Raw genomic sequence first — 20,724 nt, forward strand, 5'->3', positions numbered from 1 at the left:
CCTCTAGCCCAGGTGCCGCCTGGGCTTATAGCTATCGTTTTTGAAGGAGCCGTGCCGCTTCTACCGCGCAGTAGGTCAGGATGCCGTCGCAGCCCGCGCGCTTGAAGGCCAGCAGGCTTTCCAGCACGGCGGCGTCGTTGTCGAGCCAACCGTTGCCGGCGGCGGCCTTGAGCATGGCGTATTCGCCGCTGACCTGGTAGGCGAAGGTCGGCACGCGGAACTCGTCCTTCACCCGGCGCACGATGTCCAGGTAAGGCATGCCGGGCTTGACCATCACCATGTCGGCGCCTTCGGCGATGTCCATGGCCACCTCGCGCAGCGCCTCGTCGCTGTTGCCCGGGTCCATCTGGTAGGTTTTCTTGTCGCTCTTGCCCAGGTTCTTGGCCGAGCCCACGGCGTCGCGGAAGGGGCCGTAGAAGGCGCTCGCGTACTTGGCGCTGTAGGCCATGATCCGGGTGTGGATATGGCCGCACTCCTCCAGCGCGGTGCGTATCGCGCCGATGCGCCCGTCCATCATGTCGCTGGGCGCGACGATGTCCACGCCGGCCTCGGCCTGGGTCAGCGCCTGGCGCACCAGCACCTCGATGGTTTCGTCGTTCAGCACATAGCCGTTGTCATCCAGCAGGCCGTCCTGGCCGTGGCTGGTGTATGGGTCCAGCGCCACGTCGGTCAGCACGCCCAGCTCGGGGAAGCGGGACTTCAGCTCGCGCACCACGCGCGGCACCAGGCCGTTCGGGTTGGTCGCCTCGCGGCCGTCGGGCGTCTTCAGCGCCGGGTCTATCACCGGGAACAGCGCCAGCACCGGGATGCCCAGGGCGACGCACTCTTCGGCCACCGGCAGCAGCAGGTCCAGGCTCAGGCGCTCGACGCCCGGCATCGACGCGACGGCCTGGCGCTGCTGCGTGCCATCCAGCACAAAAACCGGGTAGATCAGGTCATGCGCGGTCAGCATGTGCTCGCGCACCAGGTTGCGGCTGAAGGCATCGCGGCGCAGCCGGCGTGGCCGGGCGAGAGGGTAGGGGGTGGGAGCGGAGTGGTGCATGGCGGGCAGCAAAGCGAAGGGGCAGGGCGCCAGAAGATGGGGCGAGAGAGGCAATTGCACCACACCGCCCGAATTCTGCTTGGCGATGGTTACAGTTTTTCTTGCGACAAAAGTCACACTTCGCTAAATTCGCCCATGGACGGTTTGCGCCGTCCCCCGCTTTTCCTCCCTGAGCGGGTGCCTTGATGTGTGACAGCAAAAAGGCTTCCTCCACCCGGCCCTCTCAGAGGGGCCGGGTTTTTTTTTGCCGGCCCGGCCTGCTTGCGGGCCTGGTCCTACACTTGACCGATGGCCATGCTCTGGATCAAAGCCCTGCACATCGTTTTCGTCGCCAGCTGGTTTGCTGGCCTGTTCTACCTGCCCCGGATCTTCGTGAACCTGGCGCAGGTATCGCCTGGGTCGGTTGCAGAGCGCGACCGCCTGCTGCTGATGGCCAGAAAGCTGCTGCGCTTCACCGCCTTGCTGGCGGTGCCGGCCGTGCTGCTGGGCGGCTGGCTGTTCCTGGGCTATGGCATTGGCCGCGGCCCGGGCAACGGCTGGATGCACGCCAAGCTGTTCGTCGTGCTGCTGGCCATTGGCTACCACCACGCCTGCGCCCGCCTGCTGCACAAGTTCGAGGCCGGCCGCAGCCAGCGCAGCCATGTCTGGTTCCGCTGGTTCAATGAAGTGCCGGTGCTGCTGCTGCTGGCGGCCGTCGTGCTGGTGGTCGTCAAGCCGTTCTGATCATGCGCCGGCCAAGCGGCGAGCCGCTCGGGATCAGCCCCAAAACCGTGGCCTGGCCGCTGGCGCTGGCCTATGCGGCGCTGATCGTCTACGCCAGCCTGTACCCGTTCTTTGACTGGCGCGACCAGGGCATCGTGCCCTGGGCCTTCCTGGCGGCGCCGCTGCCGCGCTGGTGGACCTGGTTCGACGTCGTCTCCAACGTGCTGGGCTATGCGCCGCTGGGTTTTCTGCTGGGGCTGGCGGCGCTGCGCTCGGGCCGTGGCGTGCGCGGCGTGCTGTGGGCGGTGCTGGCCTGCGGCCTGTTGTCGCTGGTGATGGAGACGCTGCAAAGCTACCTGCCCACGCGCGTGCCCTCCAATGTGGACCTGGCGCTCAACACCGCCGGTGCTGCGGCCGGCGCCTTCCTGGCCTGGCTGCTGGAGCCGCTGGGCGCCATCGCCCGCTGGGACCGCCTGCGCGAGCGCTGGTTCGTGCCCGACGCCCGCGGCGCGCTGGCCTTGCTGGCGCTGTGGCCGGTGGCACTGCTGTTCCCGGTGGCCGTGCCCTTCGGCCTGGGCCAGGTGCTGGAGCGCCTGGAAGACGGCCTGGCCACGCTGCTGGACGGCACGCCCTTCCTCGAATGGCTGCCGATGCGCGACGTCGAGCTGCAGCCCCTGCTGCCCGGCGCCGAGCTGCTGTGCGTGGTGCTGGGCGCGCTCATCCCCTGCCTGCTGGGCTACTGCATCGTGCGCACCTTGCGCCAGCGCGCGGTGTTCGCGGTCTGCATCCTGGCACTGGGCGTGGCCGCGACCACGCTGTCGTCCGCCCTTACCTACGCGCCGGCCCATGCCTGGGTCTGGCTGACCTTCCCGGTGCAGGTCGGGCTGGCGGCCGCGCTGGTACTGGCCGCGCTGGCCCTGCCGCTGCCGCGCCGCGGCTGCGCGGCGTTGGCCCTGCTGGCGCTGGCGGTGCACCTGAACCTGCTCAACGACGCACCCACCAGCGCCTACTTTGCGCAAACCCTGCAGACCTGGGAGCAGGGCCGCTTCATCCGTTTCCACGGCGTGGTGCAGTGGCTGGGCTGGATCTGGCCGTATGCGGTGCTGGCCTATGTGCTGGTGCGGGTATCGCGCCGTGATCGGGTACAGGCCCCTGCCTAGAATGGCGCGGATGAGCACGCCCGCGCCTTCCTCTTCCGCCTCTTATTACGAACGCCACATCTTCTTCTGCTTGAACGAGCGCAAGAACGGCGAGGACAGCTGCGCGCTGCACGACGCCCAGCGCGGCTTCGACCACTGCAAGGCACGCGTCAAGGCGGCCGGCCTGGCCGGCCCGGGCAAGGTGCGCGTGAACAAGGCCGGTTGCCTGGACCGTTGCGCCGGCGGCCCGGTGGCCGTGGTCTACCCCGAGGCGGTCTGGTACACCTTTGTGGACGAGTCCGACATCGACGAGATCGTCGACGCCCACCTGGGCCGCGGCGAAGTCGTCGAGCGCCTGCTGCTGCCGCCGCACGTGGGTCGCTGACATTTTTTGAATAAAAAGTGGCTTTAGCCCAGGTGCAGCCTGGGCTAATAGCTATGAAAAAAGTAGTAATCGCATGAATGCCCAAACCGAGTCCCTGCGCCTGACCGGCGCCGCCGGCGCCATCGAGGCGTTGCGCGACGCGCCCGCCGACGGCACGCCCTCGCGCGGCGTCGCCGTCATCAGCCATCCGCACCCGCTGTTCGGCGGCACCATGGACAACAAGGTCGTGCAAACCCTGGCGCGCGCCTTCGTGCAATGCGGCTGGACGGTGGTGCGCTTCAACTTTCGTGGCGTCGGCGCCAGTGCCGGCACTTACGACGAAGGCCGTGGCGAGGCCGAAGACCTGCTGGCGGTGATCCAGCAGGTGGCGCCCGAAGGCCCGCTGGCGCTGGCCGGCTTCTCCTTTGGCTCCTTCGTCACCAGCCAGGCGCTGGCCACGCTCTGGCCCACCCGGCCGGCCGAGCAGGTCGTCTTCGTCGGCACCGCAGCCAGCCGCTTCAAGGTCGCCACGCTGCCGCCCGAAGCCCATGCGCGCACCCTGGTCGTGCACGGCGAACAGGACGACACCGTGCCCCTGGCCGCGGTGCTGGATTGGGCCCGGCCGCAAACACTTCCTGTCACAGTCGTCCCCGGAGGCGGCCATTTTTTCCACGGACAATTGCCGCTGCTCAAGGGCCTGGTGGTGCGCCACCTGCTGGTGCCGTGAGCGTGGCCTGCTCCGGCGTTTCTTCTCTTTCTTCCATCCTCATCCCCCGTATTCCGTCCTCCATGACCCGCATCCTGCCGGCGCTTCGCGCGCTCGTCTTCGCCGCGCTTGCCGCGCCTTTCCTCGCCGCGCTGCCGGCCGCCGCCCAGGTGCCGCAACCGCCGGAAATCGCCGCGCGCGCCTACCTGCTGTTTGACGTCACCTCGGGCCAGACCCTGGCGCAAAAAGACGCAGACATGCCGGTCGAGCCCGCCTCGCTCACCAAGCTGATGTCGGCCTACCTGGTGTTCGACGCGCTACGCGCCAAGAAGATCACGCTGCAGCAGACCATGCCGGTCAGCGTGCGCGCCTGGAAGATGCCCGGCTCGCGCATGTTCATCGACCCCAAGATGCAGGTGCCGGTGGAAGACCTGATCAAGGGCATGATCGTGCAGTCCGGCAACGACGCCACCATGGCCCTGGCCGAAGCCGTCGGCGGCAGCGCCGAGCGCTTCGTGCAGATGATGAATGACCAGGCCAAGGTCCTGGGCATGAAGAACACCGGCTACAAGAACCCTGAAGGCCTGACCGAACCCGGCCACACCACCACCGCGCGCGACCTCTCCATCCTGGCCACGCGGCTGATGCAGGACTTCCCGGAATACGTCGGCTACTACGCCATGAAGGACTACCGCTATCCCGGTACGCCCGCCAGCAACGGCCACAACCGCAACACGCTGCTCTACCGCGACCCCACCGTCGACGGCCTGAAGACCGGCCACACCCAAGCCGCCGGCTACTGCCTGGTCGCCACCGCCAAGCGCGACATCCCGGGCGTTGGCTCGCGCCGCCTGCTATCCATCGTGCTCGGCACCGCCAGCGACAGCGCGCGCGCCAATGAATCGCAGAAGCTGCTCAACTGGGGCTATACCGCTTTCGATGCGGTCAAGCTGTTCGACGCCAACCAGGCCGTGGTCACCCCCAGCGTCTGGAAGGGCTCCAGCAACCAGATCAAGCTCGGCCGGCCCAGCGCCATCGTCGTTGCCGTGCCTGCAGGCAGCGGCACCAAGATCAAGACCGAAGTCGCGCGCCCCGATCCGCTGGTGGCGCCCTTCGACAAGGGCCAGGCCGTCGGCACGCTCAAGGTGACGCTGGCCGACCAGCCCTTGCTCGACGTACCGCTGGTCGTGCTGGAGGCCGTGCCGCAGGCCGGCTTCTTCGGCCGCGCCTGGGATTCCATGCGCCTCTGGATCAAGTAAATCGCCGGCATTTGCCCTCAATCGGGGGGCACTGCTATACTCGCGGGCTTTTCGGAAAAACTTCCGAAGGGATTCACGTTTTCGTTTTCCAAACGTTTAGGGACGTTTTAATGCCAACCATCAACCAGCTCGTGCGTCAGGGGCGCGAGGTCGAAAAGACCAAGTCCAAGAGCCCCGCGATGCAAAACTCGCCCCAGCGCCGTGGCGTATGCACCCGTGTGTACACCACGACGCCAAAGAAGCCAAACTCCGCTCTGCGGAAGGTCGCCAAGGTTCGCCTGACCAACGGCTTCGAAGTCATCTCCTACATCGGCGGTGAAGGCCACAACCTGCAGGAACACAGCGTCGTGCTGGTCCGCGGCGGCCGTGTGAAGGATCTTCCAGGCGTGCGCTACCACATCGTTCGTGGTTCGCTCGACTTGCAAGGCGTCAAGGATCGCAAGCAATCGCGCTCCAAGTACGGTGCCAAGAAGCCCAAGGCCAAGTAAGCCCTGCGCTTTTCGTCAGTCTAGAAGGTGCTGTTTCCCGCGTGGCGCGGAGATGCAGCGTAGTGACCCGATGTCCGGGTCGAGTAAGTGAGAGTCCTGCTGGCTCTCGCGGTGTCCGCCAGGGCGCCAACTGAAGCAAACAAGAGGTGAAAAATGCCACGTCGTCGCGAAGTCCCTAAACGTGAAATCCTGCCGGACCCTAAGTACGGCAATGTCGAACTGTCCAAGTTCATGAACGTCATCATGGAAGGCGGCAAGAAGGCCGTCGCCGAGCGCATCATCTATGGCGCGCTCGACCTGATCGAGAAGAAGAACCCGGACAAGGATCCCCTGGAAGCCTTCACCGTTGCCATCAACAACGTCAAGCCCATGGTGGAAGTGAAGTCCCGCCGCGTCGGTGGTGCCAACTACCAGGTCCCGGTGGAAGTGCGCCCCGTGCGCCGTCTGGCGCTGTCGATGCGCTGGATCAAGGAAGCCGCTCGCAAGCGTGGCGAAAAGTCCATGGCTCAACGCCTGGCCAACGAGCTGCTCGAAGCCACCGAAGGCCGTGGCGGCGCCATGAAGAAGCGTGACGAAGTGCACCGCATGGCCGAAGCGAACAAGGCCTTCAGCCACTTCCGCTTCTAAGAACCCGTCCTTATTCAGTCCCCCAGGCTGCGTGAGCCCGACCTGCTGCGATATCGCGGCGGGCGGGCTCTCCGCCGTTCCAGGAGAAACACATGTCCCGCAAGACCCCTATCGAGCGCTACCGCAACATCGGTATCTCGGCGCACATCGACGCTGGCAAGACCACGACGACCGAGCGCATTCTTTTCTACACCGGCGTGAACCACAAGATTGGTGAAGTGCACGACGGCGCTGCCACCATGGACTGGATGGAGCAAGAGCAAGAGCGCGGCATCACGATCACCTCGGCTGCCACCACCTGCTTCTGGAAGGGCATGGCTGGCAAGTTCGAAGAACACCGCATCAACATCATTGACACCCCCGGCCACGTTGACTTCACCATTGAAGTCGAGCGCTCGATGCGCGTGCTCGACGGTGCCGTGATGGTGTATGACGCGGTTGGCGGCGTGCAGCCCCAATCCGAAACCGTCTGGCGCCAGGCCAACAAGTACAAGGTGCCCCGCCTCGCGTTCGTCAACAAGATGGACCGTACCGGCGCCGACTTCCTGCGCGTGCGCCAGATGATGGTGGACCGCCTGAAGGCCAACCCCGTCGTGATCCAGATCCCGATCGGTGCCGAAGAGCACTTCCAGGGCATCGTCGACTTGGTCAAGATGAAGGCCATCATCTGGGACGAAGACAAGGGCGTGACCTTCCAGTACGGCGAGATTCCCGCCAACCTGACCGACGTCTGCAACGAATACCGTGAAAAGCTCGTCGAAGCGGCTGCCGAAGCCAGCGAAGAGCTGATGAACAAGTACCTCGAAGGCGAAGCGCTGACCGAGGCAGAAATCAAGGCGGCCATCCGTCAACGCACCATCGCTGGCGAAATCCAGCCGATGCTGTGCGGCTCGGCCTTCAAGAACAAGGGCGTGCAAGCCATGCTCGACGCCGTGATCGAGTACATGCCGGCTCCGACCGACATTCCTCCGGTCAATGGCCTGGACGAAGACGAAGCTCCGGTGGTCCGCAAGGCGGATGACAACGAGAAGTTCTCGGCTCTGGCATTCAAGCTGATGACCGACCCGTTCGTGGGCCAGTTGACCTTCGTGCGCGTCTACTCCGGCGTGCTGAGCAAGGGCGACAGCGTCTACAACCCGGTGCGCGGCAAGAAAGAGCGTATCGGCCGTATCGTGCAAATGCACGCCAACAACCGTGAAGAAGTCAGCGAAATCCGCGCCGGCGACATCGCGGCTTGCGTGGGCCTGAAGGAAGTGACCACGGGCGAAACCCTGTGCGATCCAGCGGCTATCGTGACGCTCGAACGCATGGTGTTCCCGGAGTCCGTGATCTCGCAGGCCGTTGAGCCCAAGACCAAGGCTGACCAGGAAAAGATGGGCATCGCGCTGCAGCGCCTGGCCCAGGAAGATCCTTCGTTCCGCGTGCGGACCGACGAAGAGTCTGGCCAGACCATCATCGCCGGCATGGGCGAGCTCCACCTTGAAATCATCGTGGACCGCATGAAGCGCGAATTCGGTGTCGAGGCCAACGTCGGCAAGCCGCAAGTGGCCTACCGCGAAACCATCCGCAAGACGGTGGAAGAGGCTGAAGGCAAGTTCGTGCGTCAATCCGGCGGCAAGGGCCAGTACGGCCACGTCGTGCTGAAGATCGAGCCGAACGAGCCGGGCAAGGGCATCGAGTTCGTCGACGCGATCAAGGGCGGTGTCGTGCCGCGCGAATTCATTCCTGCGGTCGAGAAGGGCATCAATGAAGCCGTCACGCAAGGTGTGCTGGCCAACTACCCGGTGGTCGACGTCAAGGTCACGCTGCACTTCGGCTCGTACCACGATGTGGACTCGAACGAACTCGCGTTCAAGATGGCTGCCATCTTCGGCTTCAAGGAAGGCTGCCGCAAGGCCGGCCCGGTCATCCTGGAGCCCATGATGGCTGTGGAAGTCGAGACGCCTGAAGACTACGCCGGCAACGTGATGGGCGATCTGTCCTCGCGTCGCGGCATGGTGCAGGGCATGGACGACATGGTCGGCGGCGGCAAGGCCATCAAGGCCGAAGTGCCGCTGTCCGAAATGTTCGGCTACTCGACCACGCTGCGTTCGATGTCGCAAGGCCGTGCTACCTACACGATGGAATTCAAGCACTACGCGGAAGCCCCGCGTAACGTGGCTGAAGCCATCGTCGCTTCGCGCGCCAAGTAAAAACTGAGCCACCGGAGCTTGATGCTCTGGTGGCTTTCTTCCTGTCTGCGATCCGGTGCCGCCCTGTTGTCCGTGCGGGGCGAACCAGCAATCGGGTGCAGACATTAAACCGTTACACGGACATTGCTCTTTGGAGTTGAAAAAATGGCAAAAGGTAAATTCACCCGCACGAAGCCCCACGTGAACGTGGGCACGATTGGCCACGTTGACCACGGTAAGACGACGCTGACGGCAGCGATCGCCACCGTGCTGTCGGCCAAGTTTGGCGGCGAAGCCAAGGCCTACGACCAGATCGACGCAGCGCCCGAAGAAAAGGCCCGCGGCATCACGATCAACACCGCACACGTCGAGTACGAAACGGCCAACCGCCACTACGCACACGTCGACTGCCCTGGTCACGCCGACTACGTCAAGAACATGATCACCGGTGCTGCCCAAATGGACGGCGCCATCCTGGTGTGCTCGGCCGCTGACGGCCCGATGCCCCAGACCCGTGAACACATCCTGCTGGCCCGCCAAGTGGGCGTTGGCTACATCATCGTGTTCCTGAACAAGTGCGACATGGTCGACGACGCCGAACTGCTCGAACTCGTCGAAATGGAAGTGCGCGAGCTGCTCGACAAGTACGAGTTCCCTGGCGACGACACCCCCATCATCCACGGCTCTGCCAAGCTCGCCCTCGAAGGCGACAAGGGCCCGCTGGGTGAAGAGTCCATCATGAAGCTGGCCGAAGCCCTCGACACCTACATCCCCACGCCTGAGCGCGCAGTGGACGGTGCCTTCCTGATGCCCGTCGAAGACGTCTTCTCCATCTCTGGCCGCGGCACCGTCGTGACCGGCGCTGTCGAGCGCGGCGTCATTAAGGTTGGCGAAGAAATCGAAATCGTCGGCATCCGCGACACGCAAAAGACCATCTGCACCGGCGTCGAAATGTTCCGCAAGCTGCTCGACCAGGGCCAAGCTGGCGACAACGTCGGCCTGCTGCTGCGCGGCACCAAGCGTGAAGACGTCGAACGCGGCCAAGTGCTGTGCAAGCCCGGCTCCATCAAGCCGCACACGCACTTCACCGCAGAAGTCTACGTGCTGAGCAAGGACGAAGGCGGCCGTCACACGCCCTTCTTCAACAACTACCGTCCACAGTTCTACTTCCGCACCACCGACGTCACCGGCGCCATTGAGCTGCCGGCCGACAAGGAAATGGTCATGCCAGGCGACAACGTGTCGATCACCGTCAAGCTGATCAACCCCATCGCCATGGAAGAAGGCCTGCGCTTCGCTATCCGCGAAGGTGGCCGTACCGTGGGTTCGGGCGTCGTCGCCAAGATCATTGCGTAATTTGCGCGAACACGAGGAAACACCATCATGTCCAAGCAAAAGATCCGCATCCGCCTCAAGGCTTTCGATTACAAGCTGATCGACCAGTCCGCCGCTGAAATCGTTGACACCGCCAAGCGCACCGGCGCCATCGTCAAGGGCCCGGTGCCCCTGCCGACGCGCATGAAGCGTTTCGACATCCTGCGCTCGCCGCACGTCAACAAGACCAGCCGCGATCAGTTCGAAATCCGCACCCATCAGCGTCTGATGGACATCGTCGACCCAACCGACAAGACGGTTGACGCGCTGATGAAGCTCGACCTGCCGGCAGGCGTCGACGTGGAAATCAAGCTGCAGTAACACGCAGCGCGCCCGTCTGAAGCCCATCCGGTGCCTGCGCCGGATGGGCTTTTTTCATGGGGCGTACTGGCATTGCCAGATCGGATGCTTGCGCTATTTTTTTAGGCGGGCTAGAATGCGCGGCTCTGCCCGATTTGCGTCTTGCGTAGGTCTGGCGGAATTTTTATCAACCTTCTTTCGCGCACGCGCAACTTCGATTTGGCGCGCGTGCAAACGCAGCGGCCAATTGCAGTCGTTGCGGCGAGAGTTTTGGAGAAAACACATGAGTCTGAGCAACTCCCTCGGGTTGCTGGGTCGCAAGGTGGGCATGATGCGTCTTTTCACCGATGACGGGGACGCAGTGCCTGTCACGGTGGTGGACGTGTCCAACAACCGCGTGACCCAGGTTAAAACCCAAGAGAACGATGGCTACGTCGCCCTTCAGGTGACGTTCGGCGCACGTAAGGCCTCGCGCGTGGTCAAGCCCCTGGCGGGCCACCTGGCCAAGGCTGGCGTGGAAGCCGGTGAAATCATCCGCGAATTCCGCGTGACCGCTGATGCAGCGGGCCAGTACCAAGCCGGCGGCGTGGTCAAGGCCGAGTCGCTGTTCACGGTGGGCCAGAAGGTGGACGTGCAAGGCACGACCATCGGTAAGGGCTTCACCGGCACGATCAAGCGCCATCACTTCAAGTCGCAACGCGCGTCGCACGGTAACAGCCGTTCGCACAACGTTCCGGGCTCCATCTCGATGGCGCAGGATCCGGGTCGCGTGTTCCCTGGCAAGAAGATGTCGGGCCACCTGGGCGACGACCTCGTCACCACCCAGAACCTCGACGTGATCCGCGTGGACGAAGTCCGTCAGCTGCTGCTGATCAAGGGTGCCATTCCTGGCTCCAAGGGCGGTTTCGTGACCGTGCGTCCGGCCATCAAGGCCAAGCCAGCTGCTGAGGGAGCGAAGTGATGCAACTCGAACTCCTGAACGCACAAGGCCAGGCTGATTCCAAATTCGAAGCGCCGGAAACCGTGTTCGGTCGCGACTACAACGAAGATCTGGTGCACCAGATCGTCGTCGCGTTCCAGGCCAATGCGCGCCAGGGCACCCGTGCCCAGAAGGATCGCGAACAGGTCCACCATTCGACCAAGAAGCCTTTCAAGCAAAAGGGAACGGGCCGCGCCCGTGCCGGTATGACGTCCTCGCCTCTGTGGCGTGGGGGCGGCCGGATTTTCCCGAACATGCCTGACGAAAACTTCACGCAGAAGATCAACAAGAAGATGTACCGCGCCGGCATGGCCTCCATCTTCTCGCAGCTGGCCCGCGAAGGCCGCCTGGCTGTGGTTGACTCGCTGACCGTGGATTCGCCCAAGACCAAGCAGCTCGCCGACAAGTTCAAGGCGATGAACCTGCAATCGGTGATGGTGATTGCCGAAGAAGTCGACGAAAACCTGTACCTTGCATCGCGCAATCTGGTGAACGTGCTGGTTGTTGAACCGCGCTACGCCGATCCGGTGTCGCTGGTGCACTACAAGAAAGTGCTCGTCACCAAGGGCGCGATCGACAAACTCAAGGAGATGTTCGCATGAGCACCCCCATCGCGAAGTTTGATGAAGGTCGTTTGATGGCCGTGCTGCTCGCACCGATCGTGTCCGAAAAGGCCACGATGGTGGGTGAGAAGTCCAATGCCGTCACGTTCAAGGTGCTGCAGGACGCCACCAAGCCAGAGATCAAGGCTGCCGTTGAACTGATGTTCAAGGTCCAGGTCAAGGGCGTGTCCGTGCTCAACACCAAAGGCAAGACCAAGCGTTTTGGCAAGTCCATTGGCCGCCGCGACAACGTGCGCAAGGCCTACGTGACGCTGCAACCGGGTCAAGAGCTGAACCTGTCCGGGGAGGCCGCGTAATCATGGCTGTCATCAAGATGAAACCGACCTCGCCTGGCCGCCGTGCCGTGGTGAAGGTCACGCGTGATCACCTGTACAAGGGTGCTCCGCACGCAGCCCTGCTGGAACCTCAGTTCCAGAAGGCTGGCCGTAATAACAACGGTCACATCACCACCCGCCACAAGGGCGGTGGTCACAAGCACCACTACCGCGTGGTCGATTTCGTCCGTAACAAGGACGGCATCCCAGCCAAGGTGGAGCGCATCGAATACGATCCGAACCGCACGGCCCACATCGCTCTGGTGGTGTATGCCGACGGCGAACGCCGCTACATCATCGCCCCGCGCGGTGTTGAAGCTGGCGCGACGCTGCTGTCCGGCTCGGAAGCCCCGATCCGCGTCGGCAACACGCTGCCGATCCGCAACATCCCGGTGGGTTCGACCATCCACGCGATCGAAATGCAACCCGGCAAGGGCGCGCAAATTGCTCGTTCGGCTGGCTCTTCGGCCACGCTGCTGGCGCGCGAAGGTACCTACGCTCAGGTTCGCCTGCGCTCGGGTGAAGTGCGCAAGATCCACATCGAGTGCCGCGCCACCATTGGTGAAGTCGCCAACGAAGAACACAGCCTGCGCCAACTCGGCAAGGCCGGTGCCAAGCGCTGGCAGGGTATTCGCCCGACCGTTCGCGGTGTGGCAATGAACCCGGTCGATCACCCCCATGGCGGTGGTGAAGGCAAGACCGGCGAAGGCCGTCACGCAGTCGATCCGTGGGGCAATCTGACCAAGGGTTACCGCACCCGCAACAACAAGCGCACGCAGGTCATGATCGTGTCGCGTCGCAAGAAGTAAGGGATAGCAAATGACTCGCTCTCTCAAAAAGGGTCCGTTTGTTGACCATCACCTTGTGGCCAAGGCCGACAAGGCGGTGACCACCAAGGACAAGAAGCCGATCAAGACCTGGTCGCGTCGCTCCATGGTTCTGCCCGAGTTCATCGGTCTGACCATCGCCGTGCACAACGGCAAGCAGCACGTGCCCGTCTACATCACCGACCAAATGGTCGGCCACAAGCTGGGCGAATTCGCCCTGACGCGCACGTTCAAGGGTCACCCCGCGGACAAGAAAGTCAAGAAGTAAGGAGCACCGACATGTCTGAAACACGTGCAGTCCTCCGCGGCGTCCGTCTCTCGGTCGACAAGGGTCGTCTGGTCGCTGACCTGATCCGCGGCAAGAAAGTGGACCAAGCCCTCAACATCCTGTCCTTCACGCAGAAGAAGGCAGCTGGGATCGTCAAGAAAGTGCTGGAGTCGGCTATTGCCAACGCCGAGCACAATGACGGTGCCGACATCGACGAACTGAAGGTCACGACCATCTACGTCGAGCAGGGAGCCACCCTCAAGCGCTTCACCGCGCGTGCCAAGGGCCGTGGCAACCGCATCAGCAAACCCACGTGCCATGTGTACGTGACGGTGGGCAACTAACAGAAGGTCTGGAAGATATGGGACAGAAAATCCACCCAACCGGCTTCCGTCTGTCGGTAAGCCGTAACTGGTCCAGCCGCTGGTATGCCAACAACCGTGACTTCGCCGGCATGCTGGCTGAAGACATCAAGGTGCGCGAGTTCCTGAAGGCCAAGCTGAAAAACGCCGCCGTCTCGCGCATCCTGATCGAGCGTCCTGCCAAGAACGCCCGCATCACCATTTTCTCGGCACGTCCGGGCGTGGTGATCGGCAAGAAGGGTGAAGACATCGAGAACCTCAAGCGCGAGCTCGCAGCCCGCCTGAAGGTGCCGGTCGCCGTCAACATCGAAGAAGTGCGCAAGCCTGAAATCGATGCCAAGCTGATCGCCGACTCGATCACCCAGCAGCTCGAAAAGCGCATCATGTTCCGCCGCGCCATGAAGCGCGCCATGCAGAACGCGATGCGCCTGGGCGCTCAAGGTATCAAGATCATGTCGTCGGGCCGCCTGAACGGCATCGAAATCGCTCGTTGCGAGTGGTACCGCGAAGGTCGCGTGCCGCTTCACACCCTGCGTGCCGACATCGACTACGGTACCTCTGAAGCCAAGACCACCTACGGCGTCATCGGCGTCAAGGTCTGGGTCTACAAGGGTGACACCCTGGGTCGTAACGACCTGCCCGCCGTGGTCGAGCCGCGTGACGACGAACGTCGCCCGCGTGGTCCGCGCCGTGATGGCCGCCCAGGTGGCGACCGTCCGGGTGCCGACCGCCGTGGTCCGCGTCGCGATGCCCGCCCAGTGGGTGGTGGCAACGTGGCGCCTGCCGATGGCAGCGACAAGCCCGCCGGTGCCGGTGGTGCCGCCGACCCCTCAGCCGTTAAGCGCGTCCGCAAGGTAGCCGCGCCCGCTGCAGCAGCGGACGGTGCCAAGACCGAGTAATCGGTCGTTTAAGGAAAAAACATCATGCTGCAACCCGCTCGCCGCAAGTACCGCAAGGAGCAAAAGGGCCGCAACACCGGCGTCGCCACCCGGGGCAACTCGGTGGCGTTCGGTGACTTCGGTCTGAAGTGCACCGACCGCGGCCGTCTGACGGCCCGCCAGCTCGAAGCCGCACGTCGTGCGATTTCCCGTCACGTGAAGCGTGGCGGCCGCATCTGGATTCGTGTGTTCCCTGACAAGCCAATCTCTACCAAGCCCGCAGAAGTGCGGATGGGTAACGGCAAGGGCAACCCCGAGTACTACGTGGCTGAAATCCAGCCCGGCAAGATCGTGTTCGAGATTGTCGGTGTGCCGGAAGAACTGGCCCGTGAAGCGTTCCGCCTGGCTGCTGCCAAGCTGCCGCTGCGCACCACGTTCGTCGCTCGCCAGCTTGGCACTTGATCAGGAGAAATGACATGACCAAAGCTGCTGAACTGCGCCAAAAGGATGTTGCTGGTATCGAAGCCGAAATCAAGGCCCTGCAAAAGGCCCACTTCGGTCTGCGCATGCAGAAGGCCACGCAACAACTCAACAATACGTCGACGCTGCGCACCACGCGCCGCGACATCGCCCGCGCCAAGACCATCCTTGCCCAAAAGCAGGCCGAGTCCCAGGCTGCCAAGTAAGGAGTGACCATGACGGAAGCTAAAAAATCCCTCAAGCGCACCTTGATTGGCAAGGTGGTTAGCGACAAGCGTGCCAAGACCGTGACCGTGCTGGTCGAGCGCCGTGTGAAGCACGAGCTCTACGGCAAGATCGTGGGCAAGTCGAGCAAGTACCACGCCCATGACGAAAATGGCGAGTACAAGCTGGGCGACACCATCGAGATCACGGAAAGCCGCCCGATCTCCCGCACCAAGAACTGGGTTGCTACCCGCCTGGTTCAAAAGGCTGCGGTGGTCTGAAGCCGTTGATTCGGCTTCGGTCCCGTACCGTATGAAAACGGCCCTCCTTTTGGCGGGCCGTTTTTCTTTTTGGGGCACCCTATCGGGCGCCCCGTAACCCGCAAGGAGAGACGCATGATCAAGATTGGTGACAAGCTGCCAGCGGCAACGCTGATGGAATATTCCGAGGTCGAAGGCAATGGCTGCAGCATCGGCCCGAACCCGGTGGACGTCCTGCAGGCCACGGCCGGCAAGACCATCGCGCTGTTTGCCGTGCCGGGCGCGTTCACGCCCACCTGCTCGGCCAAGCATGTGCCGGGCTACGTGGAAAATGCCGCCGCGCTCAAGGCAGCGGGCGTTGACGAGATCTGGTGCCTGTCGGTGAACGACGCTTTCGTGATGGGCGCCTGGGCGCGCGACCAGAAGACCGACGGCAAGGTGCGCATGCTGGGTGACGGCAGCGCCGCCTTTGCGCAGGCCACCGGCCTGACGCTGGACCTGATCGGCCGCGGCATGGGCTTGCGCAGCAATCGCTACTCGATGCTGGTGCAAGACGGTGTGGTCAAGACGCTCAACATCGAAGCACCCGGCAAGTTCGAAGTGAGCGATGCCGCCACGCTGCTGGCGCAGGCCAAGACGGCTTGAGTTTGAAGTGATGCTAGCTATTTAATAGCTAAAAGCCGGCGCGAATAAAGGGATTCAGCCGCTTTTCTTCAAAAAAGGCGCCCGCAAGGCGCCGTTTCCATTTCAGCACCCACACGGCGCACTGCGCGCGAAGCCAGCACAGCCCAATGCCAAAAACACCGCGGAACCGGCTCCGCCGGGCCGCAGGTGTTGCCCCCGGTAGGGGGTTGGCGCAGCGACACGCAGTGCGCGAAGCCTGGGGGTGGGCTTAAATTCAAATACTTGCCTTGAGGTAATGCGCGCCGCTCAAGGGGCTCAGGTAGTAGGGCGGGACCTCTTCGAAGCCCAGGTCGGCATAGAGCGCGCGGGCGGCCTCCATCGCATCCAGCGTATCGAGCAGCACGCAGGCGTAGCCGCCGCGGCGCGCCAGGTCCATGGTGGCCTCGGCGAGCTGGCGGCCCAGGCCGAAGCCGCGGAAGGCGCGGCGCACGTAGAGGCGCTTCATCTCGCTGGCGTTGGGGTAGTCCGAGGTGTCCAGCGGCCGCAGGGCGCAGCAGCCCGCCAGCTCACCGTCGACCCAGGCCAGCAGCAGGCCGCCGCGCGGCTCGGCATAGTCGCCGGGCAGGTGGGCCAGTTCGTGTTCAAGGGTGGCCATGTCCAGTTCGGCCTCAAGGCTCTGGACGTACTCGCGCAGGATCTCGCGGGTGGCAGCCCATTCGTCGGGCGTGGCGGGAGGGCGGAGCTGAATCTGCGGACGGGGAGCGGAAGACACGCGTGCGGCGGAGAAAGGTCGGCCGGCCAGTTTAACGCCCGTGCCGGGGCCGGTCTTTCGCCGTCGGTCGCCCGGGCGGCTACCGGACATGCCCGGGGATTGTCACGCGTGCCAACTTCACTCGGGCGGTTGCTATCTAATATATAGCTGTAAGCCGGCGCCCAATAAGCGAAACAGCCTGTTTTCTTGCAAAAACAGGCTGTTGACGACAAACCATGGGCCTCAGGCTTCGGCGAGCAGTTTTTCGATCAGTTGGTGCAGTTCGGCGAAGTCTGGCTGGCCGACGTAGCGTTTGACGATTTCACCACGCTTGTTGACCACGTAGCTGGTCGGCGTGAGCTGCACGTCGCCCCAGGCCTTCGCCACGCTGCCGGTGTTGTCGATCGCCACCTTGAACGGTAGTTTGCGCGTCTGCGCGTAGTTGACGACGTAGCTCGGCGGATCGTAGCTCATGGCCACGGCCAGGGTGTCGTAGCCGCGCGACTGGTACTTGTCGTAGGTGGCAATCACCTGGGGCATCTCGGCCACGCAAGTGACGCAACTGGTGGCCCAGAAATTGACCAGCGTCACCTTGCCGCGCAGGTCTTGCGTGGTGTGCTGCGAGCCGTCGAGCAACACGAAGGTGGAGGTGGGGGCGGCCGAGGTCCCGCTGCTCCAGAAAGCGGCGGCGCCCAGGCCGAGTACGGCGGCAGTCGCGGTGGCGTAGAGGATGCGTTTCATGGCGGGATGGTGGGGCGGCAGTCGGGGGCGCAGCCTGCGAAGTGTAGGCCGTTTGCCGTGTCGCTGCAGGGGAGTGGAGCCGTGCCGGCGCGCAAAGGTTCCTTGTAGCGTTGTGATACGTGGATGCGCCGGTGGCGGCCCGCGCTCCGATAATCGGCGGCATGCGATTGCCCGTATGTGCTGCCCTGCTGACCTGCGCCGTTTCCCTGGCTGGCTGCACGCCTGATCTGAATTGGCGCGAGGTGCAATTGCCACCCACGCCGCTGCAGGCGCTGCTGCCCTGCAAACCGGACGATGGCGAGCGGCCGGTGATGCTGGCCGGCCAGGCTTTGCGCATGCACATGCTGGGCTGCGATGCTGCCGGCGCCACCTTCACCCTGGCCTGGGTCGAGCTGACCGAGCCGGAGCAACTGGGGGCCGTACTGGGGGCCTGGCAGGATGCGTCGTTGGCACGGATGGGCCTGCTGCCGGGGCCTGATGCGCCGGCTGGCCAGTCCTTTGCGCCGATAGGTGCCATCTCGCTGCCACAGTCGGTGCGGCTGGCGGCCACCGGGCGGCGTCCGGATGACCGGGGGGCCGTGACCGTGCAGGCCGCCTGGTTTGCCAGCACGCGCGGCGGCAGGGCCTACGCCTACCAGGCGGCCATGTACAGCTCGCGGGCCGAGTTGGCAACGGCAGAGAACTTCCTCGCCGGCCTGCGCGTGCCCTGACGGCCGGCACATAATCGAATGGTGCACCGCAACGCCACGCCCAACCGCATCTTCATCATCGCCCACGCGCCATTGGCCCACGCGTTGCGCCAGTGCGTGCTCCACGTGTTCCCGGACAGTGGCGAAGGCGTGATGGCGCTCGATGTACAGCCCAACGTCTCCCCCGAGGAGACGCTGGCCTCCGCACGCATCATCCTGCAGCAGCAGCGCAGTGGCGGGACGCTGGTGCTGACCGACGTGTTCGGCGCCACGCCCTGCAATGTCGCGCAGCGGCTGGTCGATGGCGTGCGCTCCAAGTTGGTCACCGGCGTCAACCTGCCGATGCTGCTGCGCACCGTCACCTACCGCCACGAGGCGCTTGACGCGCTGGTCGCGCGCGCGGTGGTCGGCGGCACGCAGGGCGTGATGCAGGTCGCCATTACCGCACCGCAGAACCAGGCCCGCCGCAAACATGATCCAGACGAACATAACCATCAGCAATAGGCTCGGGCTGCACGCCCGTGCATCGGCCAAGCTCACCAAGCTCGCCGGCAGCTTCCCGTGCGATGTATGGATCGCGCGCGGCGACCGCAAGGTCAACGCCAAGAGCATCATGGGCGTGATGATGCTGGCCGCGGGCATCGGCACCGAGGTCCGCATCGAGACCGATGGTGCCTCCGAGCAGGCGGCGATGGAGGCGATCCTCGCGCTGATCCAGGACAAGTTCGGCGAAGGAGAGTGACGTGACGCTGCTCCATCTGCAGGTTGAGCGGGAGGCGTCGTGACCTTTGCCGTGCATGGCCTGGCTGTTGCCCGTGGCATCGCCATCGGGCGCGCTGTGCTGGCAGCATCCAGCCGGATCGACGTTGCGCACTATTTCGTCGATGCCGGCCGAGTGCTGTCCGAGATCGCGCGGGTGCGCTCGGCGCGCGATGCGGTGATCGAAGAGATCCAGCGGCTGCAGCAGACCGTGGCGCTGATGAGCGCCAAGGAAGCCCCACAGGAGCTCTCCGCCATCCTCGACGTGCACCTGATGCTGTTGCAGGACAAGGAGCTGGAAGAGGGCGTCAAGCACTGGATCACCGACCGCCTCTACAACGCCGAATGGGCGCTGACCACGCAGCTGGAGGTGATCTCGCGCCAGTTCGACGAGATGGAAGACCCCTACCTGCGCGAGCGCAAGGCCGATCTGGAGCAGGTGGTCGAGCGCATCCTGCGCTACATGAAGGGCGTGGCCTCGCCGGTGGCGCCGCCGCCCGTGCGGCCGGCACCGCGCCAGCAAGACCTGCAATTGGGCGACACCGAGGACGTGCCGCTGGTGCTGGTGGCGCATGACCTGTCACCGGCCGACATGCTGCAGTTCAAGCAGAGCGTGTTCGCCGGCTTCGTGACCGACGTGGGCGGCAAGACCTCGCACACGGCCATCGTCGCGCGCAGCATGGATATACCCGCAGTGGTTGGTGCGCGCAGTGCCAGCCAGCTGGTGCGGCAGGACGATTGGGTGATCATCGACGGCGACGCCGGTGTGGTGATCGTCGACCCGTCGGCCATCATCCTCGCCGAGTACGGCTTCAAGCAGCGGCGCGGCGACCTGGAGCGCGAGCGCCTGGCGCGGCTGCGCCACACGCCGGCCATCACGCTCGACGGTGAGCGGGTGGAGCTGCTGGCCAACATCGAGATGCCCGAGGACGCTGAGGCCGCCGTCAAGGCCGGCGCCGCGGGCGTGGGGCTGTTTCGTAGCGAATTCCTGTTCATGGGCCGGCAGGGCCACCTGCCTGACGAAGAAGAGCAGTACCAGGCCTATCGCAAGGCTGTGGAAGGCATGCAGGGCCTGCCGGTCACCATCCGCACCGTGGACATCGGCGCGGACAAGCCGCTGGACGATACGCGGCGCGATGCCTCCCACCTCAATCCTGCGCTGGGCCTGCGCGCTATCCGCTGGAGCCTGGCCGATCCGGCCATGTTCCGCACCCAGCTGCGCGCCATCCTGCGCGCCTCGGTGCACGGGCCGGTGCACATGATGATTCCCATGCTCGCGCATGGCAGCGAGATTCGCCACACGCTGGCCCTGATCGACCATGCGCGCGCTGAGCTCGACAACACCGGCATCGCCTACGGCAACCCGCAGATCGGCGCCATGATCGAGATCCCGGCGGCGGCGCTCACGCTTCCGCTGTTCCTGCGTTACTTCGACTTCCTGTCTATCGGCACCAATGACCTGATCCAGTACACGCTGGCGATCGACCGGGCCGATGAATCCGTGGCGCACCTGTATGACCCCTTGCATCCGGCGGTGCTGCGCCTGGTGGCAGACACCATCACCGAATGCCGGCGCCGTGGCAAGGGCGTGAGCATCTGCGGCGAGATGGCGGGCGACATCAGCATGACGCGCTTGCTGCTGGGCCTGGGCCTGCGCAGCTTCTCCATGCACCCGGCGCAGATCCTGGCGGTCAAGCAAGAGGTGCTGCGCTCTGACACCGGCCGTCTCGCGCCCTGGGCGCAGCGCGTGGTGCAGGCCGAGGACCCGGCGGCCGCCATGGCTGGCTGAGTCT

28 protein-coding genes are annotated in these 20,724 nt (G+C 64.3%); 25 read left to right on the forward strand and 3 right to left on the reverse strand.

The features are described 5' to 3' along the window. Positions 1-31: 31 nt before the first annotated feature. Positions 32-1,042 (reverse strand): porphobilinogen synthase, encoded by a 1,011-nt coding sequence (gene hemB / locus AAFF27_02825; GenBank protein XAH24139.1) that lies wholly within the window; start codon positions 1,040-1,042, stop codon positions 32-34. Positions 1,043-1,336: 294 nt separating this feature from the next. On the opposite strand from hemB, the gene AAFF27_02830 reads away from it, so the two are divergent. From AAFF27_02830 to AAFF27_02930, 21 genes are all read left to right on the forward strand, one after another. Then, positions 1,337-1,765 carry a CopD family protein gene (locus tag AAFF27_02830; GenBank protein XAH24140.1) on the forward strand — a complete coding sequence of 143 codons (429 nt, stop codon included), beginning with the start codon at positions 1,337-1,339 and terminating at the stop codon, positions 1,763-1,765. A gap of 2 nt (positions 1,766-1,767) precedes the next feature. Further along, positions 1,768-2,904: a VanZ family protein gene (locus AAFF27_02835; protein ID XAH24141.1), complete on the forward strand. Its 1,137-nt coding sequence runs from the start codon at positions 1,768-1,770 to the stop codon at positions 2,902-2,904. Positions 2,905-2,914: 10 nt separating this feature from the next. Next, on the forward strand, positions 2,915-3,268 hold the full coding sequence (locus AAFF27_02840) for a (2Fe-2S) ferredoxin domain-containing protein (protein XAH24142.1): 354 nt from the start codon (positions 2,915-2,917) through the stop codon (positions 3,266-3,268). 73 nt (positions 3,269-3,341) lie between these two features. After that, a complete protein-coding gene (locus AAFF27_02845; protein ID XAH24143.1) occupies positions 3,342-3,974 on the forward strand; it encodes an alpha/beta fold hydrolase in 633 nt (210 codons plus the stop codon). A 62-nt stretch (positions 3,975-4,036) separates the two neighbouring features. Further along, positions 4,037-5,212 (forward strand): D-alanyl-D-alanine carboxypeptidase family protein, encoded by a 1,176-nt coding sequence (locus AAFF27_02850; GenBank protein XAH24144.1) that lies wholly within the window; start codon positions 4,037-4,039, stop codon positions 5,210-5,212. Between the two features lie 110 nt (positions 5,213-5,322). After that, positions 5,323-5,700, forward strand: a complete 378-nt coding sequence (gene rpsL / locus AAFF27_02855; GenBank protein XAH24145.1) for a 30S ribosomal protein S12 — start codon at positions 5,323-5,325, stop codon at positions 5,698-5,700. 153 nt (positions 5,701-5,853) lie between these two features. Further along, entirely contained in the window at positions 5,854-6,327 is a 474-nt protein-coding gene (gene rpsG, locus AAFF27_02860) for a 30S ribosomal protein S7 (protein XAH24146.1), read from the forward strand. A 92-nt stretch (positions 6,328-6,419) separates the two neighbouring features. Then, positions 6,420-8,519, forward strand: a complete 2,100-nt coding sequence (gene fusA, locus AAFF27_02865) for an elongation factor G (protein XAH24147.1) — start codon at positions 6,420-6,422, stop codon at positions 8,517-8,519. Between the two features lie 144 nt (positions 8,520-8,663). Then, positions 8,664-9,854: an elongation factor Tu gene (tuf, locus tag AAFF27_02870; GenBank protein ID XAH24148.1), complete on the forward strand. Its 1,191-nt coding sequence runs from the start codon at positions 8,664-8,666 to the stop codon at positions 9,852-9,854. 27 nt (positions 9,855-9,881) lie between these two features. Then, on the forward strand, positions 9,882-10,193 hold the full coding sequence (gene rpsJ, locus AAFF27_02875) for a 30S ribosomal protein S10 (GenBank protein ID XAH24149.1): 312 nt from the start codon (positions 9,882-9,884) through the stop codon (positions 10,191-10,193). A gap of 262 nt (positions 10,194-10,455) precedes the next feature. Then, entirely contained in the window at positions 10,456-11,133 is a 678-nt protein-coding gene (rplC, locus tag AAFF27_02880) for a 50S ribosomal protein L3 (protein XAH24150.1), read from the forward strand. Continuing rightward, complete coding sequence (gene rplD / locus AAFF27_02885) at positions 11,133-11,753, forward strand: 50S ribosomal protein L4 (GenBank protein XAH24151.1); 621 nt, start codon at positions 11,133-11,135, stop codon at positions 11,751-11,753. Before rplC ends, rplD begins: the two co-directional genes overlap by 1 nt. Beyond that, the gene (gene rplW, locus AAFF27_02890; GenBank protein XAH24152.1) at positions 11,750-12,070 is read left to right on the forward strand and encodes a 50S ribosomal protein L23; all 321 of its coding nucleotides are present in this window, start codon (positions 11,750-11,752) and stop codon (positions 12,068-12,070) included. Before rplD ends, rplW begins: the two co-directional genes overlap by 4 nt. A 2-nt stretch (positions 12,071-12,072) precedes the next feature. Then, positions 12,073-12,897, forward strand: coding sequence for a 50S ribosomal protein L2 (rplB, locus tag AAFF27_02895; GenBank protein XAH24153.1), 825 nt, complete (start codon positions 12,073-12,075; stop codon positions 12,895-12,897). 10 nt (positions 12,898-12,907) lie between these two features. Then, complete coding sequence (gene rpsS, locus AAFF27_02900; GenBank protein XAH24154.1) at positions 12,908-13,183, forward strand: 30S ribosomal protein S19; 276 nt, start codon at positions 12,908-12,910, stop codon at positions 13,181-13,183. 11 nt (positions 13,184-13,194) lie between these two features. Next, complete coding sequence (rplV, locus tag AAFF27_02905) at positions 13,195-13,527, forward strand: 50S ribosomal protein L22 (GenBank protein XAH24155.1); 333 nt, start codon at positions 13,195-13,197, stop codon at positions 13,525-13,527. A gap of 17 nt (positions 13,528-13,544) precedes the next feature. Further along, the gene (gene rpsC / locus AAFF27_02910; protein XAH24156.1) at positions 13,545-14,444 is read left to right on the forward strand and encodes a 30S ribosomal protein S3; all 900 of its coding nucleotides are present in this window, start codon (positions 13,545-13,547) and stop codon (positions 14,442-14,444) included. 24 nt (positions 14,445-14,468) lie between these two features. Continuing rightward, the gene (gene rplP / locus AAFF27_02915; protein XAH24157.1) at positions 14,469-14,885 is read left to right on the forward strand and encodes a 50S ribosomal protein L16; all 417 of its coding nucleotides are present in this window, start codon (positions 14,469-14,471) and stop codon (positions 14,883-14,885) included. 14 nt (positions 14,886-14,899) lie between these two features. Then, positions 14,900-15,109 carry a 50S ribosomal protein L29 gene (rpmC, locus tag AAFF27_02920; protein ID XAH24158.1) on the forward strand — a complete coding sequence of 70 codons (210 nt, stop codon included), beginning with the start codon at positions 14,900-14,902 and terminating at the stop codon, positions 15,107-15,109. 9 nt (positions 15,110-15,118) lie between these two features. Beyond that, the gene (rpsQ, locus tag AAFF27_02925) at positions 15,119-15,388 is read left to right on the forward strand and encodes a 30S ribosomal protein S17 (GenBank protein ID XAH24159.1); all 270 of its coding nucleotides are present in this window, start codon (positions 15,119-15,121) and stop codon (positions 15,386-15,388) included. A 114-nt stretch (positions 15,389-15,502) separates the two neighbouring features. Beyond that, positions 15,503-16,012, forward strand: coding sequence for a peroxiredoxin (locus AAFF27_02930; protein XAH24160.1), 510 nt, complete (start codon positions 15,503-15,505; stop codon positions 16,010-16,012). A 253-nt stretch (positions 16,013-16,265) separates the two neighbouring features. Here the strand turns inward: AAFF27_02930 and AAFF27_02935 are convergent, their stop codons facing one another. After that, positions 16,266-16,739, reverse strand: coding sequence for a GNAT family N-acetyltransferase (locus AAFF27_02935; GenBank protein ID XAH26371.1), 474 nt, complete (start codon positions 16,737-16,739; stop codon positions 16,266-16,268). Positions 16,740-16,985: 246 nt separating this feature from the next. Then, positions 16,986-17,483: a TlpA disulfide reductase family protein gene (locus AAFF27_02940; protein ID XAH24161.1), complete on the reverse strand. Its 498-nt coding sequence runs from the start codon at positions 17,481-17,483 to the stop codon at positions 16,986-16,988. Positions 17,484-17,644: 161 nt separating this feature from the next. Here AAFF27_02940 and AAFF27_02945 point away from each other — a divergent pair, with 161 nt between their 5' ends. Genes AAFF27_02945 through ptsP form a run of 4 tightly spaced genes read left to right on the forward strand, consistent with a single transcriptional unit; the run spans position 17,645 to position 20,720 of the window. Next, positions 17,645-18,193 carry a hypothetical protein gene (locus AAFF27_02945; protein ID XAH24162.1) on the forward strand — a complete coding sequence of 183 codons (549 nt, stop codon included), beginning with the start codon at positions 17,645-17,647 and terminating at the stop codon, positions 18,191-18,193. An 18-nt stretch (positions 18,194-18,211) separates the two neighbouring features. Next, entirely contained in the window at positions 18,212-18,676 is a 465-nt protein-coding gene (locus AAFF27_02950) for a PTS fructose transporter subunit IIA (GenBank protein ID XAH24163.1), read from the forward strand. After that, complete coding sequence (locus tag AAFF27_02955; protein XAH24164.1) at positions 18,645-18,914, forward strand: HPr family phosphocarrier protein; 270 nt, start codon at positions 18,645-18,647, stop codon at positions 18,912-18,914. The genes AAFF27_02950 and AAFF27_02955 overlap by 32 nt, the downstream gene beginning before the upstream one ends. 39 nt (positions 18,915-18,953) lie before the next feature. Next, positions 18,954-20,720, forward strand: coding sequence for a phosphoenolpyruvate--protein phosphotransferase (ptsP, locus tag AAFF27_02960; protein ID XAH24165.1), 1,767 nt, complete (start codon positions 18,954-18,956; stop codon positions 20,718-20,720). Positions 20,721-20,724 lie beyond the last annotated feature (4 nt).

It is taken from the genome of Xylophilus sp. GW821-FHT01B05 (assembly GCA_038961845.1).
Lineage (GTDB): Bacteria > Pseudomonadota > Gammaproteobacteria > Burkholderiales > Burkholderiaceae_C > Xylophilus.